Consider the following 25,511-nt stretch of genomic DNA (forward strand, 5'->3'; position numbering starts at 1 on the left):
TACAGCGGCCGCTCCCCAACAGCAGACTGAAGGGGAGCAGGCCCGCCGCAAGCTTTACGAAGTAATCTCAAACAATCTCGCTGTTTTTCCTGGTGGGAGTGCCACCGTCAAAACCCCTGCCGATTGATCCCAATTCCAAGTTGAACTATGCTGCTGAGGATAGGCACAGGCGATCACTGGTTCAAATCCCTTCAGCTCTTCTATCGACAATTGGACATTTGCAGCTTCTCCGGCAATCCGCCATACTGCAACATACCGTCGTTCGCCGCGCCGCAGGCCAAGGCTGACCCATTCGCCCTCACTGTCAGGCAGGCCGAGCGGCCAGAAGGGCGTGGCGTGTGGGATATCACTGCGAATGGTTTTGTAATAATCCAGCGCTTCTTTAACTAATTTCCTGCGGTGGGGTTCAAGCTCCGCCAAATGACCGCTCTGGTGTACACGAAGCAACAGCGCATTAACCATATTGAAGATGACTTCCTCATCGTCCCCCTCGCGCAGCGGATAAGACCAAACTGCGGACTGCTCCGGTGTCAGTGCTGCCGGAGAACCTGCGGCAATCGCCGCATACTGTACATAATCCTCCTGGTCGCTGGTAGACTGGATGCTGTGTCGGCTAAGCATCGCATAATCCATGCGCATTCCCCCACTGGAACAGTTCTCGATGACAAGGTTCGGATAACGAACAAAGATGCTGTCCAACCAAGCCAGATAAGCGCGGTTATGCTGTAGCAGCCCGTCTCCGAAGCTGTCCGCATCCGTTTCTGTCCCAATGCCTGCATTGATGTTGTAATCCATTTTAATGTATCCTACACCGTACTGCTCAACCAGACGCGCAATAACACCGTTTGCATGATCAATGACTTTCGGGTTGCGGTAATCTAGCTGATAGCGGCTACGGTCCTTAACCCTTTTACCATGCCGCATGAAAAACCAGCTGTCATCAGTCTCCGCAAGCTTCGGGCTGTTGATGCCCATAACCTCCAGCTCAAGCCATAGTCCGGGAATCATCCCTTTGCTGCGGATATAGTCGAGCACATATTTAATCCCTTCCGGAAACCGATCGCTGGAAGGCTCCCACTGGCCTACACCATCCCACCACTCTCCGGGTGCATACCAGCCAGCATCAATGCAGAAATATTCACAACCTACTTCCGCGGCAGCATCAATTAAAGGCAGTAGCTTCTTAGTCGTTGGGCTCCCCCATAGGCAATTCATATAGTCATTAAAAATAATCCGCAGCAGCTCATTATCCTCATTAGGTCTGCGGATCATCCGGCGATATACCGTAAGCTGTTCTGCCGCGCTCTGAAATCCTCCCTGCACAGCACCCACAGCTGCTGGCACCGAAGTAAACTCTTCACCGGGAGCTAGCTTCAGCCACCAATGGTTGTCATGTTCTGTAGGTCCGCTGACCAGTAGTGTAAGCTGATCGTATTGATCCGTCAGCTCCCAATGCCAAGAGCCGTTATGCTCAATCTGCCAGAACAGGCTTGTCCCGCTCTCCTTATTATGCAAAACCGCCATCGGCAGAAGTTCCGCTGCTGACCAAGAGCCTGTATTGCTTGCGGCAATTCGTTTGGAGCCACGGTCTGCCAAATGATACATCCCGAGCTCAGGCAGCCGGTAGGTCCGCCACTGAAGTTCACTCTGCCATCCGCTGTGGGCAAGGGTTACTTCAATCTTATCATTGCGCTCCCTGCCCCCCTCTTTGTCTACACCTGTAAGAGCAAAGGAGGAGATGTATTCCACTGCCACCTCAGCTTCTCCAGCATTATTTAACACTGACCAGCTTCGAACGATTTGCACACCCTTATAGAATTGAAAATGCTGCACTGCCTGGATTCCTGTAATCGGATCAGCCAAGCTAAGCTCCAATTTACGCCCGAGCGCATTCACTGTATCGCTGTGTCCCGCATATACCATCCGAAGACCCGGATAGGATGCTCGGTGTGTGCGCCCGTGATATTCGGCGCGGTCTTCGCCCGATAATTGCAGCTCCAGCAGCCGGAAGCCTTGCTTGTTCTTATCCGCTATGGCTGCTTCCAAAGGTGCCGCGCCAAAATGCAATAGCCGAACATCTTGATCTTCCGTAACTTCAATCGTAAGATATAGTCCATTTTCAATGATTTCAATCATTTTGCTATTCACAATAATGTACCTCCTGACTTTGTCTCAGTATCTTCTTATGATTATATAACATATAAAAAAGGGACGGTTCTCCAGTAAGTGAATCTTACCTTGGAGCCCGCCCCCTGATCTGAACCTAGTTATTCTGCCGATCCGAATTGAATCCAAGCTTTTTGAATTTCATCGATGGCTTGATCCTTAGTTTTGCTTCCGCCGATGTAAGCCTGCATGAGCTCACCAAATTTTTGGTGGAAGGTATCCAGAGAGTAGTTCACGGACAGGTCGCCGGATTTCTCTGTTTTGAGGATTTCTTCCATTTCTTTTGGCATTTGCAGGTCAGGCATTGGAGCATCCTTAATTGGAGGAATAACCTTTGCTACTGTAGAGAACCAGTTCTTACCGTATTCAGAAGTATACAGCCAGTTGAAGAACTCAATAGTCTCACCAGCTACAGCAGAATCCTTATTGATACGCAGGGCCTGATCCGCACCCGTAATGATCTGGGACTGTTCAGCCTTGTCGCTGACTGGGTAACCCATAATGCCCAGGTCGAAGTCAGGTGTGATTTTCTTAATGGCTTCTTCATCCCATGCGCCTTTACCCGTCATGAACGCTGTTTTGCCGGATGCAAAGTCGCTGACTTCAGCATTGCTGTCCCGTTCAAGCGGTTTGTCTGTGCCATGTTTAACAGTAGTATCAACGAAGCTGAAGAAGTTATTGTACAGCACCGGGTGATCCTTGATCGTGGTTTTTCCGGCAATAAAATCATTTACTAGTGTCTTAGCATCCGTACCCGCATCTTGGGCTGCCGCATCTACGAAATGTTGGAAGATATGTTTCCATACCCACCACTCTTTATAGGCGTTGGCAAAAGGAGTAATACCTTTAGCTTCAAGCTTAGTAATCGCATCGTCCATTTGGGCTGTTGTCTTAGGAACTTCTGTAATCCCAGCATCAGCCAACAGTTTCTTATTGTACATCAGGACGAATAGATTTCCTTTTACCGGAAGACCGAGCACTTTACCGTCCGAAGAACTCATGTTAGAACGCACTGCATCGGTCATCGCCGCAGCCAGTGGCTCATTAGTTAGGTCAGCACTATACTCCGCAAAAGTATCAATATCTCCGCCCGCTGTGGTCTGGAATACGTCAGGTGTACTTCCCGCAGCAATCTTCGATTTGAGCACCGTATTGTAGTCAGCCTGCATAATCTCCAGATTAATCGTCACATTCGGTTTAACTTTCTTGTACTCGGCAATATAAGCGTTAAAAGCATCAGTGTACTCGGGTGATGCGGTGAACATATTAATCGTGACCGGCTTGCCAGAATCTGTGGCTGGAGTATTCCCTGTTCCGCTATTGTCAGCGGCATTGTTGTTTCCGCCGCAACCCGCCAGTAATCCGCCGACGAGCAGCAGACTCGCAGATAAAGCCATAAATCTTTTTAACATGATGTTGCCCCCTTTTCCTCATGCATCTAGTGGTCTTGAGACAATTCTAAAGAAAAAGAAAAAGGATAAGAATGTACATAAGTGAACTTATTAGGGTAAAAAAGTGTGTTCATGTAACCGCTTCACTACTCCCCGTTCAATAGCAGAACCCGATATTCAGAAGGTGAACAGTCATAATAATTCCGGAACGCCTTGCTGAAATAATTTTTGTCCTTGTACCCCAACATCTCGGAAATGTCTTGGATTTTCAAATCGGGGGTGGATAGCAGCTCCTTTGCCTTATCCATTCTTACCTTTTGTACATACTCATGTATGCCATAACCATATTGCCCTTTAAAAAGTTTCATCAAGTATTCTCTGCTCAGGAAATATTTATCCGTGAACATCGATATTTTAATATTCTCAAAATAGTGATTATCAATGTATGCTTTAATATTTTCCAGTACGCTGGGGCGATTGCCAGCAAGGCTTTTGCTGATTTCATTGCCATAGCAATCTAGAATTCCGCTCAGTACCCGCTCAAATTCGCCAAAGGAAGCAAAATCGCTCCCGATGCCTAGCCCACGCAATCCTTTATCTTTACCGCCGCGAATACGTTCGGGGACCGCATCCAGCTCCGTCGCAATATCGTTCAGTAAAATAATAAATTCCTCTATCTGCCGGTCAGCCTCGCCCAGATTAAAACGTCCGGAAGCCTCCCATTTCTTTGTGAATTCGCTTAAAATACTTTTGGCATGATTGATGTTCCCGCTCTCCAGTGCGTTGCGAATCAAGGGCATACGTCCCGTCAAGGAGGGATTATCTTTCCCCTGGGAAGTATCGTTGCTGCTATTTGTGACAATCGCTCCCTTCAGCGTCAGGAGGTCAATCCCGTCGAGAGAGGCTTTGGCAGTCTCATAGGATTGAGCAAGCGCCATGATGTCACCATAGGGCTGTCCAATTCCTCCGGCAACAACAATTCCGAATAGCTCCTTCAGCGTCGAGACTAACTTCTTCATATGATGTAAAGAGCGGAAAGTTGCGTCCTCCTCATAGCCGCCTTTCATCGTGAAGATGGCGATGAACTCGCGTTCTCCCTTATGACTGGCGAAGCTGAAGGCCTGAAAATGCTCATCGCTATTCTCATTAATCACATTCGTGACGGCAAAATGCAGCAAATCCCGGTCCTCATGGAAGCGATTACGACGCACTTGTTCCAAATTGAGCACCCGCAGTACACCCGCAGCAAAATAGTTTCCGGCCGTATCCGCGCCGATCAACGGCAGAAAAGCCTCGTTGGACTGATTTTTGAAGCTGCGCTCAATGATCGACAGATAGATTTTCTCCTTTAGCTTCGGCAGAGACATGTTGAGCGTAATGTTCCTGTTGATGAACTCACTTTCTTTCTTGCGTTTGGCCTCCAGCACATCTATAGCTTTACGCAAGGCCGCATTCAAATCCGCCCGGTTGACCGGCTTCAGCAAATAATCAACTACCTTAGAACGGATAGCCTGGCGGGTATATTCAAAATCATTGTAGCCGCTGATTACAATCGTCAGCAGTTCCGGGAACTCCTTCTCCACGATCTGCAGCAGCTCACTTCCGTTCAGCTCCGGCATCTTCATGTCAACCAATACAAGGTCGATCTTTTGCTCACGCAGCATGTCTAGGCCCATATTTCCATCCGTAGCCTCCAGTACCTGATCGACACCTAGTCCTTTCCAGTCTCCCAGGATGTTGATCGCCTCACGCAACGGTTCCTCATCATCTATAATCAGTACTTTATACATGGTTAATCCCTCCCCGCGGTAACCGCATGTCCATCTTTGTTCCGCCAGCATCACTGGTAATGGCCAAACCCGCAGCCTCACCATACAAAAGCTTCAGCCGCGTGTTCAAATTTTTCAGTCCAATGCTTTCCGTGTCACTTTCGGCAGCGTTTTCTCCGCCCTGATCCTCCCACTGGATTTGAAGAGAATTTCTCACTTGCTCCAGCCGCTCCCCGCTAAACCCCGGTCCATCATCCGTCACTGAAATAACAGTATGGCTAGGCGTCACATGCGCTTCCATGGTAATTGTGATCGTTGTGGATACTTTTTCCAGCGCATGCTTGATGCAATTTTCTACCAAGGTCTGAATGGACAGCTTCGGAATCTCCAGCTCCAGCAAAGGATCTTCCCACTGGTAGGCCACCTGCATTCTGTTTCCAAAACGAGCCTTCTGCAGTGCCAAATAACGTTCAATATGCTTTAATTCCTCTCTGGCATGGACCACATCTTTACCGCTAATGCAGTATCTCAACGTCATAGCAAGATTATCGACCATATCGACAATATCATCATTGTTGTTTTTCAGCGCCTTGGTGGAAATGGCTTGCAGGGCATTATATAAGAAATGCGGATTGATCTCAGCTTCCAGTGCTTTGAGTACAGCATTTTTCTCGACAATTTTCATTTTGTACCGTTCATTGATCAGCTCATTCGTCTTTTCCACCATCTTATTGAAGTGGCGAGACAGATAGGCAATTTCATCCTTTCCTTCAACCTGTGCTTCAGCGTCAAAGCTGCCTGTACTGAACCGCTTCATCTGCAGCGACAGATTCTTTAGCGGGTTCGTTATTTTGTTCGAAATAAAGCTGACCAAGATGACCGAAACGATTAAAAATAACAGTCCTATGAAATAGTTCAATTTGCGTGTTGTCGTGGCCGCTTCATAAATTTCTTTGTAGGGAATCGGCTTAATCAGCTTCCAGCCTTCTTTTTTGCTGATGTCATAAATCACTAGATACTTCTCTTCTTTATCCGACCACGTCACGCGTCCTCCTGAGGCTGGTGTCAGCTCCTTAAGCAGTCCCTCTTGTTCGCTCTGTTGATAAAACCCGGGGTCATCCACCACAAAAGGTTCATTATCGGGACTGACGTACATTAGGTGCTGCCCTTTACTGAAGGGAATATCCTTCATAATCTCGTCCGTAACCGAGGAGTTGAAATAAAGGGAGAGCACCGCCTGCGGCTCCCTGGAAACTATGGAGCGCAGCAATCGATGGTAGCCCATGAAGCTTTTATCCTTATTTATAGGGTAGTCGGAGCTATTGATCATCGAGGATTGGTTTTTTACAAAAGACTGGTAAGAACGGTTAAACGGGCTGGCCAGCGCTTTTTTATACCAGGAAAGATTCTCAATCGACGGATGCTCGGCGACCCGCACGGTAATATTGTAGTTCTCTTTGGTGACATAATAATACTTGTGCTCCTTGATCACATACAGGTAGATAGCTTCCAGATCATTGCGGGAGAAGTACAGGTTCTTCAAGTAGTCCTCCACATACATCTTCGAGGCATAATCCTCCGATTCATGCAAAATCGCATAGGTGATCTCGTCATACGATATTTGCGGCAGGGATAATTGCTCGATGCCGTCCAAATAACTCTCCAGATTCCGGCCGACAAGCAACAGATTGTTGCTCGTACTGGCGATGCTGTTATCCACCGATTCTTTTCGCAGCATGCCGTATGAAATGAACGTCAGTGAGGTCACCACCAAAACAATGATGATTGTAAACAGCAAAATAAGCTTGTTCGCCAACCTGCGTGAGACAAGCTCCATCACGGGTTCAAACCGCTTTATGATCCATTTTTTAATAATGACCGGCAACCTCCCCCACGATTTACAAGCTTAATTATAAATATTTCAGTTCACCTTTTTACCCCTAACTGTACTCTTAAATCCATTTTTGAGTATAGGGCACTGCTCTATAATACACAATATAGACTAACCGGAATGGTTATGTGTGGCAAGCCTAGTCGATATTACCACCCAACAAATCAAGAAGAGGTGCATCCATGTTAAAATCACTCGGCAAAAGATGGCGCGAGAAAACAGAATTCGGATTATTCACTCTCCCAGTCCTAATCTGTATCGCTGTAGCATTCTACATTCCGTTTGCCATGACTATCCGCTATTCGATGACCAAATGGAACGGAATTTCGAAACACCCTAAGTTTGTCGGACTTGATAATTTCAAACAAATCTTTATGGGCGACACCAACTTCGCCAATTCAGCCTGGTTCACCATAAAGTATGCGATTCTGTACATTGTTCTCGTTAACGTGCTGGCCATTCTGCTCGCACTAGTTCTGGACATGAAGCTGAAGAGCACCCCTTGGCTGAGAGCCGCTTTCTTTATTCCTTATATCCTCAGTCTTGTCATTGTCGGTTTTATCTGGAAATTTATCTTTATGCAAGGTTTCAACTCACTCGGAGAAAGTACCGGCTGGTCCATATTTGGTCTAAGCTGGCTAGGGACGCCGGGACTTGCTTTCGTCTCCATATTGGCCGTCTCCATTTGGCAGTCGATTGGATTTTATCTGGTCATTTATATTGCCGGTCTGCAATCTGTACCTGAGGATCTCAAAGAAGCAGCCACAGTTGATGGCGCTGGTCCCATGAGAAAATTCTTCAGTATTACACTGCCGCTGCTCGCTCCATCCATTACGATTTCTGTGTTCATGGCACTGACCAATTCGATCAAGGTGTTCGATGTCATCCTGTCATTAACCGGGGGCGGACCTGGCGGAACTACCTACAGTATCGCTTACGATATCTACCGGGATACCTTCCAGAACAATCTGTATGGATACGGTACAGCGAAAGCGCTTATCCTGTTCCTGGCCGTCTTGGTGGTAACCATTCTCCAGTTAGCATTCTTCAAACGAAGAGAGGTTGAGGCATAATGAATACAAACCGCAAAGCAGGCCGAATCATTCTAGAAGTTGTTATGGTCATCCTCTCTCTTCTGTTTCTATATCCGCTATTTCTGACGATTATCAACTCGTTAAAAAGCTTTAGCGAAGTCATGACGGATGTCATCGCCCTGCCAAAACATCTGGTATTCGGCAACTATTCCTACGTGTGGAAGTTTATCAACTATCCGAAGCTGTTTCTGAACAACTTTGTCATTACCGGTGTAGGTCTTCTGGGTATTGTGTTCATTTCATCCATAGCAGCCTACAAGCTGGCACGGACGAAATCCAGACTGAGCGGGGTGATTTATTTCCTCTGCATTATGCCGATGCTGATTCCGTTCCAATCGATCATGCTGACCGTTCTGCAAACCGCTAAGACCTTAAATCTCTCTGAGAGTACTTGGGGACTTGGGTTGTTATATTGGGGTTTCGGTGCTCCACTCGCCGTGTTTATCTACCATGGATTCGTCAAGGGTATTCCGGTTGAAATTGATGAGAGTGCCACGATTGATGGAGCTTCCGGCTTCCGCCTGTTCTTCAGTGTCATCTTCCCACTGCTGAAATCGGTCACAACAACCATTGTCATTATCGACGTAATGTGGATTTGGAATGACTTCCTGCTCCCGCTGCTTATGGTCAACGGCTCCCCAGATACCAAAACGCTGACACTGGCTGCCTACACCTTTGTGGGCCAATATACCTCAGATTGGCAATATGCGATGACAGCTATGGTCATGGCGGTGTTGCCATCGATCGTGGTATTCATCTTCTTGCAAAAGTACATCGTTAAGGGTGTTGTTGCGGGGGCGGTGAAGGGCTGATTAACTGATTCCAAACCTAGCTTCTGCATAAAAAGGGGGAGATCCATATGGATCTCCCCCTTTATGCAGACGTTCCAATACTTTGCATACTGCTACGGTCAGCTTTTGATGCAGACGTTCCAATACTCTGCATACTGCTGCGGTCAGCTTTTGATGCAGACGTTCCAATACTAACTAGTAGTTTAACTGTATTTTGTACAACTATAACTCTGCAACTCGCTCGACCGATGGATATAGCTGTATTTCGTACAACTATTCTCTTGATTTAATGCCCTCTAGGCCGATTTTCTAGTTTTTAGTTGCATAGAATACACTTAAAAGCAAAATGGTCCGTTTTACATATAAAATAGGTGTATAGAATGCAGTTATTTCACAAACACAACGGTGATACTTCATGGGCACTCCATACGGACTCCATAAATACTCTCTTCATACTGCTTCAGTCAGCTTTTTATACAGACGTTCCAATACTCTCTGCATACTGCTACGGTCAGCTTTTGATGCAGACGTTCCAATACTAACTAGTAGTTTAACTGTATTTTGTACAACTATAACTCTGCAACTCGCTCGACCGATGGATATAGCTGTATTTCGTACAACTATTCTCTTGATTTAATGCCCTCTAGGCCGATTTTCTAGTTTTTAGTTGCATAGAATACACTTAAAAGCAAAATGGTCCGTTTTACATATAAAATAGGTGTATAGAATGCAGTTATTTCACAAACACAACGGTGATACTTTATAGGCACTCCATAGGTATTCCATACGCCACATCCTACGTACACCATACGTACTCCATACATACTCCATACATACTCCATACATACTCCATACATTCTCCATTCGTACTCCATACGGACTCCATACATACTCCATTCGTACTCCATTCGTACTCCATAGGTACTCCATAAGTACTCCACACATTTCGCATTCCAACGAGATCGAGCGCAATCCGTGAATAATTAATCAGAGTTTGTATTAATTAAAGCGCCTTCTCCGTGACCCTGCCGTTAGCGTCTATGTTGGCATTAAAAGATAGGGTGTTCATGAGCTTAATCGTTTTCCTATTGTAGGAATCATCCATGAAATTAGGCTGTCCGCCAATAATTTTGACAGGTGTAATCTTGCTGGTCATCTTGGAGTCCTTAATCTCAACGTTCAATAGCATAGAATTAAGTGTCTTTTCCCCACCACGTGTGGAGCGATTAAACACAAAATTCCCAAGTGAATAATAAATGGGCTTGTGCTTATAGTATTCGATGCCCATAAGGCAGTGACTGTGTGCGCCAAGAATTAAATCCGCCCCGCTATCAATCATCTGTTTAGCTAGTGTGCGAGCGTACTTTTCAGGGAAATCCTTAAACTCTTCATTCCAGTGAATATATACGATCGTGTAATCATTCTCCTTGGACATCTTCTGAATGGCGCTAAGCATAGGTTGCGAGGTGTAAGCTGAAGCGGCTCCCGGTTTGTTTTTGCCGGCATACCACGAAGGATCTGAAAGCACACGGCTAACGCCAAGGATGGCGATCTTTTTCCCTTTTACTGTCTTAGTATAAGGCTTGAACGCTTCATCTTCATCTTTGCCAGCTCCTGTATGGCCAATCTTGTTTCGATCCAAATGGATCAGCGTGTCGAGCATAGCGTCTTTTCCATAATCCAAAATATGATTATTCGCCAAGGACACTCCATCAATCCCGGCATAGGTTAAGCCACCTAACGTTGCTGGTTTGGATCTGAAGGCAAAGGTTTTCTCTGCCGCTTTCCCTCGGATAGACACAGGCGTCTCCAGATTGGCGAAGGCGATGTCAGCCTTTTGCAGCGTAGGTGCGACCTTTACAAACGGAAAGTTCACCCCATATTTAGCAATCTGATCGCCAACAAAACCATCCAAAAGGATATCACCCGCAAAGGCAAGCTTTATAGGATCTGAAGATAGTGAAGCTGCACTGGAAGCAGATGTCACAGGAACTATTAGTGATAACATAAGTGTAATAAGTGCTATTCTACGCAAAACCTTCGATCCTAATCTCAAAAAACACAGCCTCCTCTCATCTTTTTATTAGCTATGATCCTAGCATACTGGAAAGAGGTTACTAAATTAAGAGTAGAAAGACCTGTTATTCCTTTGCTTTTTTCAGAACGGCTCTGAAGCAATTTAATCCGCCCCACGCATCCGTATGCACAGCATCCGCAGGCAACTCAAAATCCGTCTCCCCCCAATACTGAAATCCAGTTTGCAGCAGCAGGTCATTCATAAGACTCAGATTTACCGTCGGGTAATCAAATGTCAATACCAATAATCCTTCTTCGTTCAACGTCCGGTGAAATTCCCGTAAAGTACCCACTGTATCCTCAAAGCTCAAATGCTCTAATACTGATATGCAAAAGACAGTGTCAAAGCTCTCATCCTCATAAGGCAGATCCGTCAGATTAGCTTGAGCGAAATGCAGGTTGTTTGTTCTTCTAGCGATAACCTGCTTCGCCGCTTTTTCCCCAATCTCATTCTCAATACATTCTTGGATAGCTTTCGGGTAAATAACCCTACTGTCCTTATCGCAGGCATAGACCTCTGCACAAACCCCTGCCAAATAAAACTTCAAGGGATGAGGAATCCCACAGGCGGCATCCAGCACAACACCATGCGGAGAAATAAAGTTAATACACCACTCATATTCAAAGGGACGGCTCCACCATGATTCCGGCAGATCATAAATCAACTTCTCACGACGTGCATCTGAATTTACGAAAAAACGCGAGACAAAGGGATGGGTTGGCATGGCCAGGACTCCTTTTTCAACGGAATTTTAGGTAGTGAGAGTATATTCATGATTTGCTGATTCATTCCATAACCTTACATTGAACGAGACAAACCCAAAAAAACGGCTGCTCCCTTAGGAACAGACCGTCTTTAAATATAACTGTATAGTATAAACCTTATGCGTAGAATGAAAGAGGTTTGGACTCAATTCCATGTCTCTCGATCATCTTATCAAGTAACGCAGACCATTCCGCATCGACCGTACATTGCTCAGGATGAGCCTCGAACCAAGCAACCGACTGCTTGATCCCTTCGGAGAAAGGCACAGTAGCCTGAAAGTCAGGCACGAAACGTTTGATTTTGCTATTATCAAAAACACTGCTTACCGCTTGATCACCGATCAAGCCATCCGCTGTCCCTGGAGGGGAAAAGGCTGTGATAAAGTCTGTGGAGATATGCACCACTTTAGGTTCCACACCTGCCGCTTGTCCGATGGCCGCATAGATCTGATTCCAATTCAATACCTCGTCGGAAGTAATATGAATGGCCTCCCCTATCGCTTCCGGATGTCCAAGCAATCCAACAAAACCTTTGGCAAAATCCGAATTATGCGTCAGTGTCCACAAAGAGGTTCCATCTCCATGTATGACTAAAGGTAAGCCGCGGCGGATACGATCGATCAATGACCAAGGATGCTGGCCACTCGTAAGTGCCGCAGGGATGGCTGTATTTCCATAGGTATGGGAAGGACGAACAATCGTAACCGGGAATCCGTTCGCCTTGTAAGCTTCCATCAACAGCTGCTCACACGCAATTTTATTCCTCGAATACTCCCAATAAGGATTCTCCAGCGGTGTCTTTTCTGTAATTACATAATTACGCTGCGGCTTCTGATAAGCAGAGGCTGAGCTGATGAAAATGTACTGCTTCGTTTTACCAGTGAACAGGTCAATGTCTGCCTGCACATGTTCCGGTGTAAAAGCAATCCAGTCTACCACTACGTCAAATTCGTAATCTCGTAATACTAATGCGGCTTCTGCCGGATTACGAATGTCTCCTTTAATTACTTTTGCACCTTCTGGAACGAATTCATCCCGCTGTCCTCTGTTGAACAAATACAGCTCGATTCCTTGAGCTACAGCCAACGGGGATACAGCCTGACTAATTAATCCCGTACCTCCAATAAATAAGACCTTCATTTTGCACGCTCCTTATAGTGAATCCGGCTCGTTATTTACTGGTTAACATAATCTCGCCATACGTGCTTCGGCTGCCAATTCAGCAGCTTTTTGGCCTTCTCATTACTGAGTAGCGACTCGTGACCCTCCAGCGGCTGGCGGAAATCCGTCACCTCTGGATAACGTGCGGCCATTAGCTCTCTGCTAGGAACAGCCATGCTGGTCTCATCTGCACATATATTAAGAGCAACCGCGCCCAATCCATCCGTTTCGATTGCCAATTGGCAAGCTGTTGCTACATCCCGTGTATCAATATAACTCCATAGAATCCGATCGCGCTGCGCTGGATCATGAATGAAGGAAGGGAAACGTTCATACGCCGATGGATCAATAACATTTCCGATTCTTAGGGAAACGACCTGTATACCCTTTCTGCGATAGAACATCTCAGCGGTTTGCTCATTCACAACCTTAGACAGACCGTAGCTGTCTTCAGGCAACTGTGGATGCTCCTCATCCATAGGCACATACTTCGGCCCCAAAGGATTAACCGCAAAACAGATTCCGTAGGAGGATTCACTGGAAGCAATCACTGCTTTTCGAATCCCGAGACCCGCTGCAGCCTCCAAAATGTTATAGGTAGATACTACATTATTTTGAAAGGTGACCTCACTCGTCTTTATATTTGCAGCTGGGATCGCAGCCAAATGTACAACTGCATCAGCGCCAGCAAGTACACCATATACTTCACCCAAATTATTCAAATCAGCAATCATCGTTGGGCACAAAGAATCTGCGGATTTTTGCGTATCTACATTCACAACCTCATACCCTTGCTCTACAAAATTCCGGACCACCCATCTGCCCAACATCCCACTGCCGCCTGTAACAACTACTTTCGCCATGAGCGTGTCTCCTTTTTTATGAAGCTAACAACTACTCCAGAATCTCCTCAATCTGCTTCAAAATCTCTTCCGAAAGCTCAATACCCGAAGCCTTAACATTCTCTTCGACCTGCTGCGGACGGCTGGCACCCACCAGTGCACTAGCTACATTAGGTTGACGCAAAATCCAAGCCAAAGCCAAATTCCCAACAGAAATATTCAGTTCCGTGGCGATCCCACTCAATTGGCGGACTTTTTCAATCTTTTCTTCTGTAATCGAATCTTTTAATCGATCCAGCTTAGCAGCACGGCTATCCTCAGGGATGTCCGTGTTATACTTTCCAGTTAACAGCCCTTGAGCCAGTGGAGAAAATACCACCTGTCCAATCCCACGGCGCTCGCCGAGCGGAATAATTTCTTTCTCAATATAACGGTTAAACATATTATAAATCGGCTGATTAACAACAATATGATCTAGCAAATAGCGGTCTGCTACAGCTAACGCATCGGTCATTTGCGCCGCCGTCCACTCACTAACACCGACATAATATACCTTGCCTTGCCGAACCAGATCATCTAGCGCACGTAAGGTTTCTTCAATTGGAGTTTCCGGATCAAAACGGTGGCAATACATAATATCCACGTATTCTACTCCGAGACGTTTCAAGCTAGCATGACACTGTTCCGTAATATGTTTGCGGGATAGTCCACGGTCGTTAGGTCCCGAGCCCATTTCCCCGTATACTTTAGTAGCTAATACATAGGACTCACGAGAGTAGTTACGTAAAGTCTCACCTAGTACTTTCTCGGCAGCACCTTTTTCATAAACATTTGCAGTATCAAAAAAATTCACGCCTAAGTCGTAAGCGGTTTCAATGGCATTAACAGCATTATCTCTTTCCACATAGCCTCCGTATGTCAGCCAGCTTCCCAAACTAATCTCACTGACTTTTAAACCGGTTCCACCTAATCTGCGATATTTCATAATAACTGCTCCTCTCCATAGTTCCGTGTTTGATTTTGGCAGGTTGCTTAGCACTCATATTCATTCTAGAATAGTTTGTATATAATAGAAAGAAGTGAAAATTAGTTTATTATATGATCTCTAGTGTAGTTACTATACTAGAGTATAGTAGCTTCACAAACAGGAGGAGATACCTTGAAGACAGCTAAATCTACTAATAATTATATCCCCAAAACCCCTGTTACTATTGAATGTAATGTTGAAAAAACACTTGAAGTATTAGGTGGAAAATGGGCCTTTCTTGTCCTCAGAGAGCTATTCGACGGCACGCAGCGTTTTGGGGCACTGCAACGAAAAATCACTAATGTGTCTCCCCGCGCACTGACCACTACGTTGCGCCATCTGGAGGAGCATGGTGTGCTTGAACGTCACGTATTTCCGACTGTTCCTGTTACGGTAGAATATTCGCTTACTCCCAAAGGCGAGGATTTACATCAAATTTTGAAGGAAATGAAGCTGTGGTCCGCGAAATGGACTTAGCTTGAGCTGGTTGTGACTGATGAAATAAGAAGCTGTCCAAAAAGTAGAGAATTCTACTTATAGGGCAGCTTCTTTTTTATAAATTGGCTATACAATGGATGGATTCTTACTTTAACCCAGGGGATATGTGCGGTGTGCGGTGTGCGGTGTGCGGTGTGCGGTGTGCTGTGTGTGATGCGCCGCGGTGTGCGATGTGTGATGTGCGCTTTAGTGTAATTGGGGAAAAACTCCCTAAAAATAGCCGATATTCGCTAAAAAAGAGCATAATGAGGGAATTTCTCCCTAAAAATCGGGTTGATTCCTTTCTTTTTCACCAAATCAGGTAAATTACAGGGAGGTTTTCCCTAATTATAAGTTAGATGACCCAATATCTAAGAATTATAGGGAAAAATCCCCTAATTATAGAGTCGGAATGCGTATTTGGTTAACTGAAAACAACCGGAGATACCAGCGATTTCTGTGATCACGTCATAGACAAATTGCCGCTTGAGGTCAGCAGAGGCTGTCTTCTTTCGTAAAAAATCCACCTGTAGAATAACCCCTCCAACATTTTTACTATATTGATCTAATATTTATCCACAATCGCGCCGAGAACTGCCGTATTTACATAGGGTTTTCCTTTGAGGCTTTGCAGCTCTTTCGCAGTTCCAGTAACGACAACTCCCAATAGCTGTACATCACTGGCGTCCGGCGCCGCTTTATCCTTTTTCAAGTAATTCGAGATTCGCTCAAACTCTCCGTAATGCTTGCCCTTCATCTGAAGCCCATAGGTTAAGGATTGTAAAAAATCCTCTGGTTTCGGCTTAAATAACCCTTCCCATTCCCCACCGTAGCCATATACTTGTCTAGCAGATTCCGGTAAGGCATATTTATTCGGGCTGCTGTCATTCCTAATAAACTCAAGGTTCTTTTTATTGTCATACGTATCTACCCAATACCAAGTCTGTGTCAAACCCGCCGGCAGCATCTTCTCTACCTCTGCCTGAGTGTAGCTTTTATCAAAAGAAACAGCCATTTCTACGAGCTTGCCAGGTTCCATTTGTTCGAGTGCAGGCAGGTCATTTAGCACTTTTTCGTTATAATTCACTCCAGGCACATAAAACATCATTTCCCGCTGACCATTTTGACTGTTATATCCTCGGTAGTATTCATAATTTTGCTGTGTCATTACCGGGTCAGGAACATTTATACTAGAGTATCCCCTATTAAGCAGAGAAAACCGGCTGCCCATATCGAAATACAGTTTTTTAGTATCCCATACGATGGGCACACCCTCAACAACTTTGTAAGTGCTCAGTTCAACTTTACCCGATAGAAACCCTAAATCAAGTTCAGTTCTCAACTCCTGAAGGTTAGGACTGCTAATCTTCATCATGATCCTCTCTTCATCCAAACCACGCATCGCCAACCAGCTTGTCAGATGGGCGTTACCCAGCATCCCGCCGAATAATACTATAACCGTCACCACTAGAGAAATGATTGTGTTTCGAATCATTGTTTTTCGTTTTGCCTTCTTAATTACTTTTGAAAGGTTCTGATCATCCTTTTGTTCCCATGGAGCTGTCATTCCGCTTCACCTCTATACTTTTTTTGAAATTGCTTGCGGGCACGAAACAATGCCGATTTCACTGTATCTGTCGTAATTCCCAGAAGCTCAGCTATCTCCTGATAGGACAGCTCCAGCTCATACTTCATAATAATGAGTTGTTTATGGAGCGGTAGAAGCTCATCCAACACTCTTTCGATGTCTTCCCGTTTCTCTTTTAACAGCACATGATCCTCTGGCAATTCCATATCCGGCACATCTACATAGTCAATAGGAATGACTATCCGCTTGCGTCGGCGGCACAGATCATAGTAGCGATTGATCGCTACTTTATATAACCATGCACTGAATTTGTTCTCATCAATGGAATCAATATACAAAAGAGCCTTATACACCGTATCCTGTACGATATCTTCAGCGTCGGCTGCAGGTGCCCCGAGACGAATCAGGTATTTTTGAATTTCTAACATTTTAGGTTGAAGTATCTGATGTAGCTGCCCGGGCTTCATCCTGCACCTCCCTTCGTATGTATAACGATAAAGTTCTCAGAATGTTAGCTTATGAGGTAAAAAAATTATAAAAGAAAAGACGGCTGCCTCAGAAAGACATGCCGTCACATTTTAAAGAATGAATAAGGTTCCAGTACAATTCCTATATATCCGTAGGATTCATTGCCTGCTGAGCTGTAGATATGAGTATGGTTTGAACTTTCAGAGATTGTTTGTCAATAATGAAGCCTATATAGAACCCACCCTCCATATTATCCATTTCAAAAGGTGACAATCGGGGCTCATACACTCCACCCTTGTTCTCAAACCAGTAACTCACTATAATCCCGTATTCGTTATCCACTGCAACGTATGTACCGTATGCCTTTAGCACATCTTCCAATGTACTTACCCCAGGTCGAATATTGTTCAATGTACCTATGTGGATTGGATCAATGCGCTCATTATCTTTGTCTATTTTCCAAGCGTTCAGCCGACCTTCGGTATCATAATGTACAGATACTTCTTTATACATTTCATTATTGAATACATCTTGACCTGTTGAATCCCCGTAATGTTCCTCTACTAACATTCTTGAACTCCCAAAATCAATAAAAAGATTACGTACACTATCCGCTATTCCGAAATCACTATCAGTTACCGGAGCCGCTATAAAGTCCTTCAAGCCTGTACCCTGTTCCGGTAATGACGGTAATAGACTCCGATCCGATCGTTCTTCTGGACGAGAATTTACAGTATATATTCCCTTAAGCTTGAGCATTCTCATCCATTGTATAGCCTCTGCTCTTGTAAGCGGGAGATTTCCTTTAAAACCGACTAAAGTTGGCTCCCCGGGAAGTGGAAGTAGAGAGTTACCCAGCAAATAAACGACGGAATCCGTGTCGTTGTAATTCATCCCTAGACCAGATACAACTAACCTTGCGGCGGCCATTCTGGTGATTGGAGTCGATCTTGCCACTGGATATTGTAGTCCAGTAACTGGATGATTCCACCACTTAGCCATTCTATACGGTGCTGCTGTCCATTCTTCGCCTATGCTAGTAGCCTTTGGATAGCCGAAAGAAAGATAAAATAATTTCAAAAATTCCGCTTCCGTAATCGGCTGATCCGGTCGAAAGCTCCCATCATCATAACCAACCATCAATTGGTTGCCTAACGCCCAGCGCACCCAAGGTTCAGACCAGTGACCTTGAATGTCAGTGAACAGTGAAGATGCCGGATCCTCCTCACCGTCCTCTTCCACTTCTTCATATGTCCCTGTATTCTCGTACGTTGTCGTTTCAGCATGAACTCTATAACTCACGTTGCCGCATGTCACAATTGTCCCTGAGATAAGACCTAGTACCAATAGCTTCATTATCTTCAATTTAATAATCCCTTTCGTTCTTATCGGTAAGGGGTTCCTGCTCTCTTTGTCAGGTTTATCGTGATTAACCCTTTATCTTAACTATCGGGTAAAAAGTCTGATTCGTAAATATACTGCTCTCCTTTTTCACAAGAAAAGCCAAAAAGATCGCTCCCCTTCATAGCGGGAACGATCTTAACCTACCTACTACTTAGACCTTTAATCGACGTTCGAAAGCTTTGGGGATAAGCATTATAGCAAGTATACCTATGATTATCACCGAAAGGATTGACAAGGGTAGATGTAATATAGGGATGCCAAAAATGTTATAGGATACATATTTTTCGATTAAGGATCTGCTAACCATTACACCTGACGGTAAAAAAGAGATTATTTTGCCCAACATTCCAGGCAAAGAGAAAAGGGGAAGAATAACTACGAATGCTGCCAGTCCAAGACTGCTTAAGCTACTCCGACACAAAGCGGATATCAGCGCCGTCAATAACAATAGACCACATGCAGCCAGCAAGGTTACAGCATATTTCAGGGCAAATCCCTGCAGCTGGGTTAAGGCATATGGAGTCTCATCAAAATAAAAGTAACTATTCAGCGGGGCATTCCAGCCCACGAAGCCGAACGGTAAACAGGCCAGCAATGTGCAAATTCCGTAAAAAAGAGTTACCCAGCTAAGCGTAACTATAAATCCAGCTAATAGTTTTGCCGCAACAATCTTCAATCTTCCGTATCTACTAGATAGAATAAGTGCATCCATTCTATAGTTTTCCTCACCAGAGAACAAGGGTGCCAGCGCAAATACTAGAATAAGACCGATCAGAAGATCGCCGACGCCAGGCGAGCTTGAAAAAAATATATGTAATAAGTCCCAGTCCTCCGTTACATAAAACCCCCGTGGTTTTCCCTCCTCCAGCATGGAGAGTTTTTTAGTAACATCTCTTAGTGCATATGATCCTGGTTCTTGCTTCTCCAATAAAACCTTCCGCTCTCTCAGCTCTGTTAAATTTCTGTTGAATTGATCTACCATATAAGTTGTACCAGCATAGTGTTGCTCCAGAATTCGTTTCATCTTCTCCTCTTTGGGCCAAGCGCTGTCTTCGGCATATTCTTCTTTGAGTCTAGGAGCGTATTTCAAAACTAAATCTGCTTGAATCGGTCCTAGATGAGCGGCGATAGCTTCAGGCTTTTCCTTGTTTACAACCAATAGACTATCCGTACCGGATGGGTAGAAACTAACAAAACAAAAAATGGCTAATGCAGTACTTCCAGCTATAGAAATCCAGACTCTGGGAATCATAATTTTGCGTAATTCAAACATCACCAGACGGTTCATGTGTATCATCCCCTCCGAAAATAATGCATATATACATCTTCTAATGAAGGATTCACCATCACCGCATTCTCAACTGGCGAATTCTTGCTGACTATCCGAACCACTAGTCCAGTATCTGACTGCTGCACATTCAATACAGTTCCCTTCTCTTCGATTTGAGCCAGCAACCGTGCAGGGATATGAACCTCCCAAACCTCTCCTTGCAATTCATCGGTCAACTCCTTAATTGTTCCTTGACGAAGTAACTCTCCTCGCCCCATCAGTAGCACCTGTTTAGCTATATGATCAACATCAGAAACGATATGAGTAGACAAAATAACGATGCGCTCATTTGATATTTCAGAAATTAAATTTCGAAATCTTACGCGTTCCGAGGGATCAAGTCCTACTGTGGGCTCATCCAATATGAGGATGCTCGGATTATTAAGCAATGCTTGTGCGATACCGAGTCTACGCTTCATCCCGCCGGAGTACTTTCCGCATTTTTTATCCATTTCACCGGATAGATTAACCGTTTGAGCCAGAACCTCTATACGATCACTCGCCTCCTTCTTGGTCAACCCCTTTAGGGCAGCAACATAATACAAGAAATCACGAGCTGAAAAATGATTGTACATCCCCAGTTCCTGTGGTAAATAACCAATCTGAGCCCGGTACTGATCCCCCATGTCATCCTTGTTTTGTCCATCTAAAAGTACATTTCCACGAGTCGGATACAGAACATCTGCGACAATACGCATCAATGTCGTTTTTCCTGTTCCGTTAGGTCCTAGAAGACCATACACACCAGGTGACATAGAAAGGTTAATAGTATTCAAAATTCGCTTTTTGCCGAAATCATGTACGATATTACATAGTTTAAGCTCCAATCAGAAACCCTCCCTTGCTCAATACTCTGGATTGAAACCTCATGGCTAAGACAAATAACACTGCCGACAGAACACCCAATCCCATTAACCAAAATAACTCAACCGACGTCGTCCAGCTCACTGCAAATTCTCCGGAAAATAAAATCATCCAAAAGAGAGGCAAACTGAAGAGTACGGTCGTTAATTGTCTAAAATTACGTATCAGCGTAGATAATACTGACGCTACCGCCGCATTCATTAGGATTGGGATGCACCATAGCAAGGTCATACGCAGCATAAACTCCTTTCCCCCTAAAGGGGTTACCATAGCAGTAACACTAAAGTTAATCATTAGTGAGATCAGCCCTGCCATAAGGAACCGAGCTTGCACATACCGATGCAACGGGATTCTAAAACTACGTGCGAGTTCTCCCATTCCACAGAGCGTATTCCGAGCCGTATGAGAGACGACCACCAGTAAAGGAATACAACCCACGATGGACAGAATAAACATAGGGCTAACAATCTCCGTAACACTCAGAACCAAATATCCTACTACAAACAAGATCACACCAAGCACAACTTCTCTCCACCATCCCTGTGAAAAAAGAATCCTCATCTGTTCCCGTACAAATAGAGGAACTGGTGGGACTGGCGCAGGTAAAGCCCGCTTGGATCTTCTCCACCTGCTCATGGCTTCTTCTGCAAAACCGTCAAGGAGTGGCGGTTCAGGAATGCACTTGATGGAATTCACGATCTCCTCTACAGACTCTGCTGTCATCTCATCCTGTAAATTTAGATTGAGGTAATCTTGATGGTTACGTTTAACCCTCATTTCCCTGCTCCTTTCTTTAGGGGTTGGGATATATCCTCTTGCTTGGAATACCTTAGTAAATCGCGTAATTTTATCAGTGATCGACTTACCCTTGACTTCACAGTTGATTCAGGTTCATGAGTTACGGCAGCTATTTCTGTAAACGTAAATTCATATTTATACCTTAACAAGAGCGCATCCCTCTGTTCCTCTGGCAGTGAGCAAATCGCGGCGTATACCTGCTTAACCTCTTCACGAAGTAATATTCCTTCAAGAAAGTCTCCTTCGACTGTGATTTCATCAGATAAGCTTTGATTCAACTCTGCTTGCCGAGCACTTTTGCTGCGAAAATAGTCAATGCAGACATTTTGCGCGATCGCCATCAACCAAGCTCGAAAACTCCCCTGTTTATTTTGATAGCTGCCAAGCTTGGCCCATGCTTTTTCATACACCGTCTGTGCAAGATCCCAGGCTAATTCGTCATTATGTATTTTCCATCTGATGAATCGATAAATATCGCTATAGGTATACCGAATTAATAATTCCACCGCTGCCTCATTGCCCTGCTGCGCTTCTGTGACCCATTTGTCCTCTCCGATTTAATTCCCCTCCAATCTACCAATCTACTAAATATAACGAAATCGCCTACAAAGTAGACGCATCACATTAAAAAGACCAACCAGAAGGTTCTGGCTGGCCGAATATAAATTTTCCCTAGATTATGTCCCCGGTTCAAATTATGAGTGAACATTCTCAGCTTGTATCTTAGTGAATTATATAACATTGATTCTATTAATTTCCATAGTGTACACTCATTACAAGTGGTCTTTTTGTGAAACTCTTCGGAAAAGGTGGATTATTGTTCGATGAAAAAAATGATGCTGTCTATTCTTTTAATAGTTTCTTTAATAGGTATAAGTGGATGTGCAGAGAGTAATATAGGAGATCTTAAGATAAGCGCAGGAGATCAAGAAATTAAAAGTACAACATTATCTAACACTAAATTAGCTAACGCGAAGAGTGACTTATCCTCAAACGCTGAAGCAAGTGGATTTGAATTCGCCTTTGAGCAGGATGCAGTAAAGAATATTCAATATTTAAAAAATGGAGAAATCATTACTCTAGACTTTGGAGATTCTGAGCCAAATAATGTATCGCTCGAAGATAGCGTACTAAATAAGAGTGGAGCTTATCAATTTTCATCCAGAGAAACACTAGAAGTTCCAATTACAAAAGAAGACGGTAAATATTCCTTTACGATCGAAAAGCATATGGCTTCTTCATTGAGTTCGTTTTACGAAGAGAACAAAAAAGACTATAGAGGCTTTAGCATAACGGCAAGCTGGGGAGAAAAAGAATATAGATATGCTTTTGTTATACAAGCGGATGCCAATTAAAGCTAACATTCTGATTTAAACCCGCTAATCATATTAGGCATTCCATCGAAATATTCAGGGCCCAGAAGTCATCCAGATGGCTTCTGGGTTCCCTTGAATAGAAATCTAACTATCTATTTTTTAAATATACAACAAATTGTTCATGCAACTCTAGTTCGGATCGTTTAAAGATCCCAGCCCTCGGAATTTAATTATTGAAAAGTAGGAATAACAAGATTATGAATTTGCTCTGACCCGAGTTTACTTTCAACAAAAGATATTTATGGATTCTTTCGCGATATTGATTATAAGTGATTTCAAAGCTTTGCTTGTCTCCCTGTGCATCCGGATAAACAGTGGATTTGTCATGAGCTCCAGACATTGTAAGAACCTCCTCTTGACCTTACATTTAATTAGACACCGCAGGTTGATTAAAAGCCACATGTCATTTCAAAAAAATCCATAATAAAAAACTGTCGATTGCTAGACAATTATATAGAGCCAAGTTATAGTATTGATAATACTTTTAATAACCATTTTTAAAAGTCTAGAGGTGAATAAAATAACCCAAATCGCAAACAATTCTATTCGTGTTAAAAAGATAAATCAGGAGCTTATCAAGCAGGCCTTGAAATCGATGAAAGAAGGAACCAAATCCACGATTGCAAGTGCCACCGGATTAAGTATTGCTACCTGCGGAAATATCCTGAATGAACTTCTGGAGACTGGTGAAGTCATTGAGACTGAACTGGAGGCATCAAATGGAGGTCGACCGGCCAGACGATTTATCTATAACGCTGATTTTTCCTATATTGCATGTATCTATGCCAAAATTGAGGATGGCCAGAAATCCATAACCTATGCGGTGACCAATTCAGTTGGTGATCGTGTGGATCATGGATGGATGGAATTAGAGTACATAGATGCTGCAGCCATCGACCATCTGCTGGATACGCTTATCCAACAATATAACAACATCAAGGCAGTCGGGATTGGAATTCCCGGCCTTGCTCACCAAGGTGTCATTAATATCTGTGACATTAAAGAGTTAATTAATGCTCCCTTAGAATCACTGCTCAGAGAAAAATACGAGCTTGAAGTCACGATTGAAAATGATATGAATCTGACCGTTTACGGGTTCTATAAACAGCAGGATTATGAAGAGGATAAAACCATTGTCGTGGTGACCTTTATCAAAGGAGCTTTTCCAGGCGCCGGGATGATGATCGACGGGCATATCCACAAAGGTAATACTAGATTTGCTGGTGAAGTCTCTTTTTTACCGTTTGGAATCTCGCGTGAACAGCAATTGAGTAGCTTGGACCACACGGATACCTTCATCCCTTTGGCGGCTCACACTATATCGTCCCTGATTGCAATTATTAATCCAGAGACCATAGCTCTCACAGGAGAACAAGTCAAACAAGAGAATGTGCGGCCGATTTATCAACGTTGTCTGGAAGTGATTCCAGAGGAGCATATGCCTCACTTAATTGTGCTGGATCAACCTGATGATCATTACATGAACGGATTAATTGCGATCACACTTGAAAGCTTAACCTACTCATTGCAGTTGGTTGAGAAGCGCCGTTAAAAACATAAAACTAACATACACTTCAGGAGGAACTACGAATGGCAACAAACAAAGAAAACATGATCGCAGGAAAGCTATATATGGCAGGCGGTGAAGAATTAGCAAAGGATAACAAAAGATCCAGAATGCTCACTCGTTTATTTAACAATACGACGGAAGAACAAGGTGAATATAGAGTAGAACTACTCAAGCAATTATTTGAGTCTACAGGAGAATCATTATATGTTGAACCTCCCTTCCGTTGTGATTACGGCAGTAATATTACCGTTGGCAATAACTTCTACGCTAATTTTGACTGCATTATCCTTGATGTAGCTAAAGTAACGATTGGTAACAATGTTCTCTTTGGACCTAGAGTAGGCGTATATACTGCTGGTCACCCTATAGATGCGGACGTGCGTATTAGTATGCTTGAATTCGGTACACCAATTACCATTGGAAACAATGTGTGGGTTGGTGGAAACGCGGTAATTAATCCTGGGGTAAAAATCGGCAACAATGTAATCATCGGTGCAGGTTCAGTCGTAACTAAGGATATCCCTGACAATGTAATTGCGGTGGGTAACCCATGCAAGGTATTAAGAGCAATCACCGAAGACGATAAGCAACACTGGGAAAAACTTAAGGAAGAGTATTACAGAGACATTGAGCAATAAAGTAACCCGCTCTGGGAGGATCTTA

At 44.1% G+C, this 25,511-nt stretch carries 23 protein-coding genes; 6 read left to right on the forward strand and 17 right to left on the reverse strand.

What is annotated here, in order from left to right:
* Nucleotides 1-54: 54 nt before the first annotated feature.
* The 4 genes from MHH49_RS00990 to MHH49_RS01005 form a co-directional block, all read right to left on the reverse strand.
* Nucleotides 55-2,136 (reverse strand): glycoside hydrolase family 36 protein, encoded by a 2,082-nt coding sequence (locus tag MHH49_RS00990; RefSeq protein WP_076099998.1) that lies wholly within the window; start codon nt 2,134-2,136, stop codon nt 55-57.
* A gap of 131 nt (nt 2,137-2,267) precedes the next feature.
* Nucleotides 2,268-3,578, reverse strand: a complete 1,311-nt coding sequence (locus tag MHH49_RS00995) for an ABC transporter substrate-binding protein (RefSeq protein ID WP_076316742.1) — start codon at nt 3,576-3,578, stop codon at nt 2,268-2,270.
* 125 nt (nt 3,579-3,703) lie between these two features.
* Complete coding sequence (locus MHH49_RS01000; protein WP_076316741.1) at nt 3,704-5,347, reverse strand: response regulator; 1,644 nt, start codon at nt 5,345-5,347, stop codon at nt 3,704-3,706.
* Nucleotides 5,340-7,163, reverse strand: a complete 1,824-nt coding sequence (locus MHH49_RS01005; RefSeq protein WP_076316797.1) for a sensor histidine kinase — start codon at nt 7,161-7,163, stop codon at nt 5,340-5,342. Before MHH49_RS01005 ends, MHH49_RS01000 begins: the two co-directional genes overlap by 8 nt.
* A 236-nt stretch (nt 7,164-7,399) precedes the next feature.
* Here MHH49_RS01005 and MHH49_RS01010 point away from each other — a divergent pair, with 236 nt between their 5' ends.
* Together MHH49_RS01010 and MHH49_RS01015 are read left to right on the forward strand one after the other, a co-directional pair.
* The gene (locus MHH49_RS01010) at nt 7,400-8,290 is read left to right on the forward strand and encodes a carbohydrate ABC transporter permease (RefSeq protein WP_036684044.1); all 891 of its coding nucleotides are present in this window, start codon (nt 7,400-7,402) and stop codon (nt 8,288-8,290) included.
* Nucleotides 8,290-9,123, forward strand: a complete 834-nt coding sequence (locus MHH49_RS01015) for a carbohydrate ABC transporter permease (protein WP_036684045.1) — start codon at nt 8,290-8,292, stop codon at nt 9,121-9,123. The genes MHH49_RS01010 and MHH49_RS01015 overlap by 1 nt, the downstream gene beginning before the upstream one ends.
* Nucleotides 9,124-10,105: 982 nt before the next feature.
* Here the strand turns inward: MHH49_RS01015 and MHH49_RS01020 are convergent.
* The 5 genes from MHH49_RS01020 to MHH49_RS01040 all read right to left on the reverse strand — a co-directional run bounded on the left by MHH49_RS01020 (nt 10,106) and on the right by MHH49_RS01040 (nt 14,931).
* On the reverse strand, nt 10,106-11,110 hold the full coding sequence (locus tag MHH49_RS01020) for a CapA family protein (RefSeq protein WP_445667563.1): 1,005 nt from the start codon (nt 11,108-11,110) through the stop codon (nt 10,106-10,108).
* Nucleotides 11,111-11,243: 133 nt separating this feature from the next.
* The gene (locus tag MHH49_RS01025; protein WP_036684047.1) at nt 11,244-11,903 is read right to left on the reverse strand and encodes a class I SAM-dependent methyltransferase; all 660 of its coding nucleotides are present in this window, start codon (nt 11,901-11,903) and stop codon (nt 11,244-11,246) included.
* A gap of 157 nt (nt 11,904-12,060) precedes the next feature.
* Nucleotides 12,061-13,083 (reverse strand): SDR family oxidoreductase, encoded by a 1,023-nt coding sequence (locus tag MHH49_RS01030; protein WP_341137835.1) that lies wholly within the window; start codon nt 13,081-13,083, stop codon nt 12,061-12,063.
* Nucleotides 13,084-13,118: 35 nt separating this feature from the next.
* Entirely contained in the window at nt 13,119-13,967 is an 849-nt protein-coding gene (locus MHH49_RS01035) for an NAD-dependent epimerase/dehydratase family protein (RefSeq protein WP_076297560.1), read from the reverse strand.
* Between the two features lie 31 nt (nt 13,968-13,998).
* Nucleotides 13,999-14,931: an aldo/keto reductase family protein gene (locus MHH49_RS01040; RefSeq protein WP_038569620.1), complete on the reverse strand. Its 933-nt coding sequence runs from the start codon at nt 14,929-14,931 to the stop codon at nt 13,999-14,001.
* A gap of 174 nt (nt 14,932-15,105) precedes the next feature.
* Between MHH49_RS01040 and MHH49_RS01045 the strand changes: the two genes are divergently transcribed.
* Complete coding sequence (locus tag MHH49_RS01045; RefSeq protein WP_036684053.1) at nt 15,106-15,450, forward strand: winged helix-turn-helix transcriptional regulator; 345 nt, start codon at nt 15,106-15,108, stop codon at nt 15,448-15,450.
* Between the two features lie 395 nt (nt 15,451-15,845).
* Here MHH49_RS01045 and MHH49_RS01050 read toward each other — a convergent pair whose 3' ends face one another.
* The 8 genes from MHH49_RS01050 to MHH49_RS01085 form a co-directional block, all read right to left on the reverse strand.
* Nucleotides 15,846-15,977, reverse strand: a complete 132-nt coding sequence (locus MHH49_RS01050; protein WP_254924624.1) for a hypothetical protein — start codon at nt 15,975-15,977, stop codon at nt 15,846-15,848.
* A gap of 38 nt (nt 15,978-16,015) precedes the next feature.
* Nucleotides 16,016-17,017 (reverse strand): anti sigma factor C-terminal domain-containing protein, encoded by a 1,002-nt coding sequence (locus MHH49_RS01055; RefSeq protein ID WP_036684054.1) that lies wholly within the window; start codon nt 17,015-17,017, stop codon nt 16,016-16,018.
* A complete protein-coding gene (locus tag MHH49_RS01060; protein ID WP_036684055.1) occupies nt 17,014-17,505 on the reverse strand; it encodes an RNA polymerase sigma factor in 492 nt (163 codons plus the stop codon). Before MHH49_RS01060 ends, MHH49_RS01055 begins: the two co-directional genes overlap by 4 nt.
* Nucleotides 17,506-17,647: 142 nt before the next feature.
* A complete protein-coding gene (locus tag MHH49_RS01065; protein WP_256721475.1) occupies nt 17,648-18,862 on the reverse strand; it encodes an S-layer homology domain-containing protein in 1,215 nt (404 codons plus the stop codon).
* A gap of 199 nt (nt 18,863-19,061) precedes the next feature.
* The gene (locus tag MHH49_RS01070; protein ID WP_339811304.1) at nt 19,062-20,198 is read right to left on the reverse strand and encodes a hypothetical protein; all 1,137 of its coding nucleotides are present in this window, start codon (nt 20,196-20,198) and stop codon (nt 19,062-19,064) included.
* 5 nt (nt 20,199-20,203) lie between these two features.
* A complete protein-coding gene (locus MHH49_RS01075; RefSeq protein WP_339811306.1) occupies nt 20,204-21,067 on the reverse strand; it encodes an ABC transporter ATP-binding protein in 864 nt (287 codons plus the stop codon).
* Nucleotides 21,057-21,881: a hypothetical protein gene (locus MHH49_RS01080; protein WP_038569608.1), complete on the reverse strand. Its 825-nt coding sequence runs from the start codon at nt 21,879-21,881 to the stop codon at nt 21,057-21,059. Before MHH49_RS01080 ends, MHH49_RS01075 begins: the two co-directional genes overlap by 11 nt.
* Nucleotides 21,878-22,408, reverse strand: coding sequence for an RNA polymerase sigma factor (locus tag MHH49_RS01085; protein ID WP_051491311.1), 531 nt, complete (start codon nt 22,406-22,408; stop codon nt 21,878-21,880). Before MHH49_RS01085 ends, MHH49_RS01080 begins: the two co-directional genes overlap by 4 nt.
* A 318-nt stretch (nt 22,409-22,726) precedes the next feature.
* Between MHH49_RS01085 and MHH49_RS01090 the strand changes: the two genes are divergently transcribed.
* The 3 genes from MHH49_RS01090 (at nt 22,727) to MHH49_RS01100 (ending at nt 25,486) form a co-directional block, all read left to right on the forward strand.
* Nucleotides 22,727-23,257 carry a hypothetical protein gene (locus MHH49_RS01090; RefSeq protein WP_339811311.1) on the forward strand — a complete coding sequence of 177 codons (531 nt, stop codon included), beginning with the start codon at nt 22,727-22,729 and terminating at the stop codon, nt 23,255-23,257.
* A 664-nt stretch (nt 23,258-23,921) separates the two neighbouring features.
* Complete coding sequence (locus MHH49_RS01095; RefSeq protein ID WP_051491321.1) at nt 23,922-24,830, forward strand: ROK family protein; 909 nt, start codon at nt 23,922-23,924, stop codon at nt 24,828-24,830.
* A 38-nt stretch (nt 24,831-24,868) separates the two neighbouring features.
* Complete coding sequence (locus MHH49_RS01100; protein WP_038569607.1) at nt 24,869-25,486, forward strand: sugar O-acetyltransferase; 618 nt, start codon at nt 24,869-24,871, stop codon at nt 25,484-25,486.
* Nucleotides 25,487-25,511 lie beyond the last annotated feature (25 nt).

The sequence above is a fragment of the Paenibacillus sp. FSL F4-0122 genome (genome assembly GCF_038002845.1).
GTDB lineage: Bacteria > Bacillota > Bacilli > Paenibacillales > Paenibacillaceae > Paenibacillus_AQ > Paenibacillus_AQ odorifer.

Coding starts and splice junctions, on each gene's coding strand:
- MHH49_RS01090 (WP_339811311.1), top strand. CDS start 22,727: ATGAAAAAAATGATGCTGTCTATTCTTTTAATAGTTTCTTTAATAGGT.
- MHH49_RS01015 (WP_036684045.1), top strand. CDS start 8,290: ATGAATACAAACCGCAAAGCAGGCCGAATCATTCTAGAAGTTGTTATG.
- MHH49_RS01040 (WP_038569620.1), bottom strand. CDS start 14,931: ATGAAATATCGCAGATTAGGTGGAACCGGTTTAAAAGTCAGTGAGATT.
- MHH49_RS01000 (WP_076316741.1), bottom strand. CDS start 5,347: ATGTATAAAGTACTGATTATAGATGATGAGGAACCGTTGCGTGAGGCG.
- MHH49_RS01065 (WP_256721475.1), bottom strand. CDS start 18,862: ATGAAGCTATTGGTACTAGGTCTTATCTCAGGGACAATTGTGACATGC.
- MHH49_RS01005 (WP_076316797.1), bottom strand. CDS start 7,163: ATGGAGCTTGTCTCACGCAGGTTGGCGAACAAGCTTATTTTGCTGTTT.
- MHH49_RS01020 (WP_445667563.1), bottom strand. CDS start 11,110: ATGTTATCACTAATAGTTCCTGTGACATCTGCTTCCAGTGCAGCTTCA.
- MHH49_RS01030 (WP_341137835.1), bottom strand. CDS start 13,083: ATGAAGGTCTTATTTATTGGAGGTACGGGATTAATTAGTCAGGCTGTA.
- MHH49_RS01100 (WP_038569607.1), top strand. CDS start 24,869: ATGGCAACAAACAAAGAAAACATGATCGCAGGAAAGCTATATATGGCA.
- MHH49_RS01060 (WP_036684055.1), bottom strand. CDS start 17,505: ATGAAGCCCGGGCAGCTACATCAGATACTTCAACCTAAAATGTTAGAA.
- MHH49_RS00990 (WP_076099998.1), bottom strand. CDS start 2,136: ATGATTGAAATCATTGAAAATGGACTATATCTTACGATTGAAGTTACG.
- MHH49_RS01070 (WP_339811304.1), bottom strand. CDS start 20,198: ATGAACCGTCTGGTGATGTTTGAATTACGCAAAATTATGATTCCCAGA.
- MHH49_RS01035 (WP_076297560.1), bottom strand. CDS start 13,967: ATGGCGAAAGTAGTTGTTACAGGCGGCAGTGGGATGTTGGGCAGATGG.
- MHH49_RS01025 (WP_036684047.1), bottom strand. CDS start 11,903: ATGCCAACCCATCCCTTTGTCTCGCGTTTTTTCGTAAATTCAGATGCA.
- MHH49_RS01080 (WP_038569608.1), bottom strand. CDS start 21,881: ATGAGGGTTAAACGTAACCATCAAGATTACCTCAATCTAAATTTACAG.
- MHH49_RS00995 (WP_076316742.1), bottom strand. CDS start 3,578: ATGTTAAAAAGATTTATGGCTTTATCTGCGAGTCTGCTGCTCGTCGGC.
- MHH49_RS01010 (WP_036684044.1), top strand. CDS start 7,400: ATGTTAAAATCACTCGGCAAAAGATGGCGCGAGAAAACAGAATTCGGA.
- MHH49_RS01055 (WP_036684054.1), bottom strand. CDS start 17,017: ATGACAGCTCCATGGGAACAAAAGGATGATCAGAACCTTTCAAAAGTA.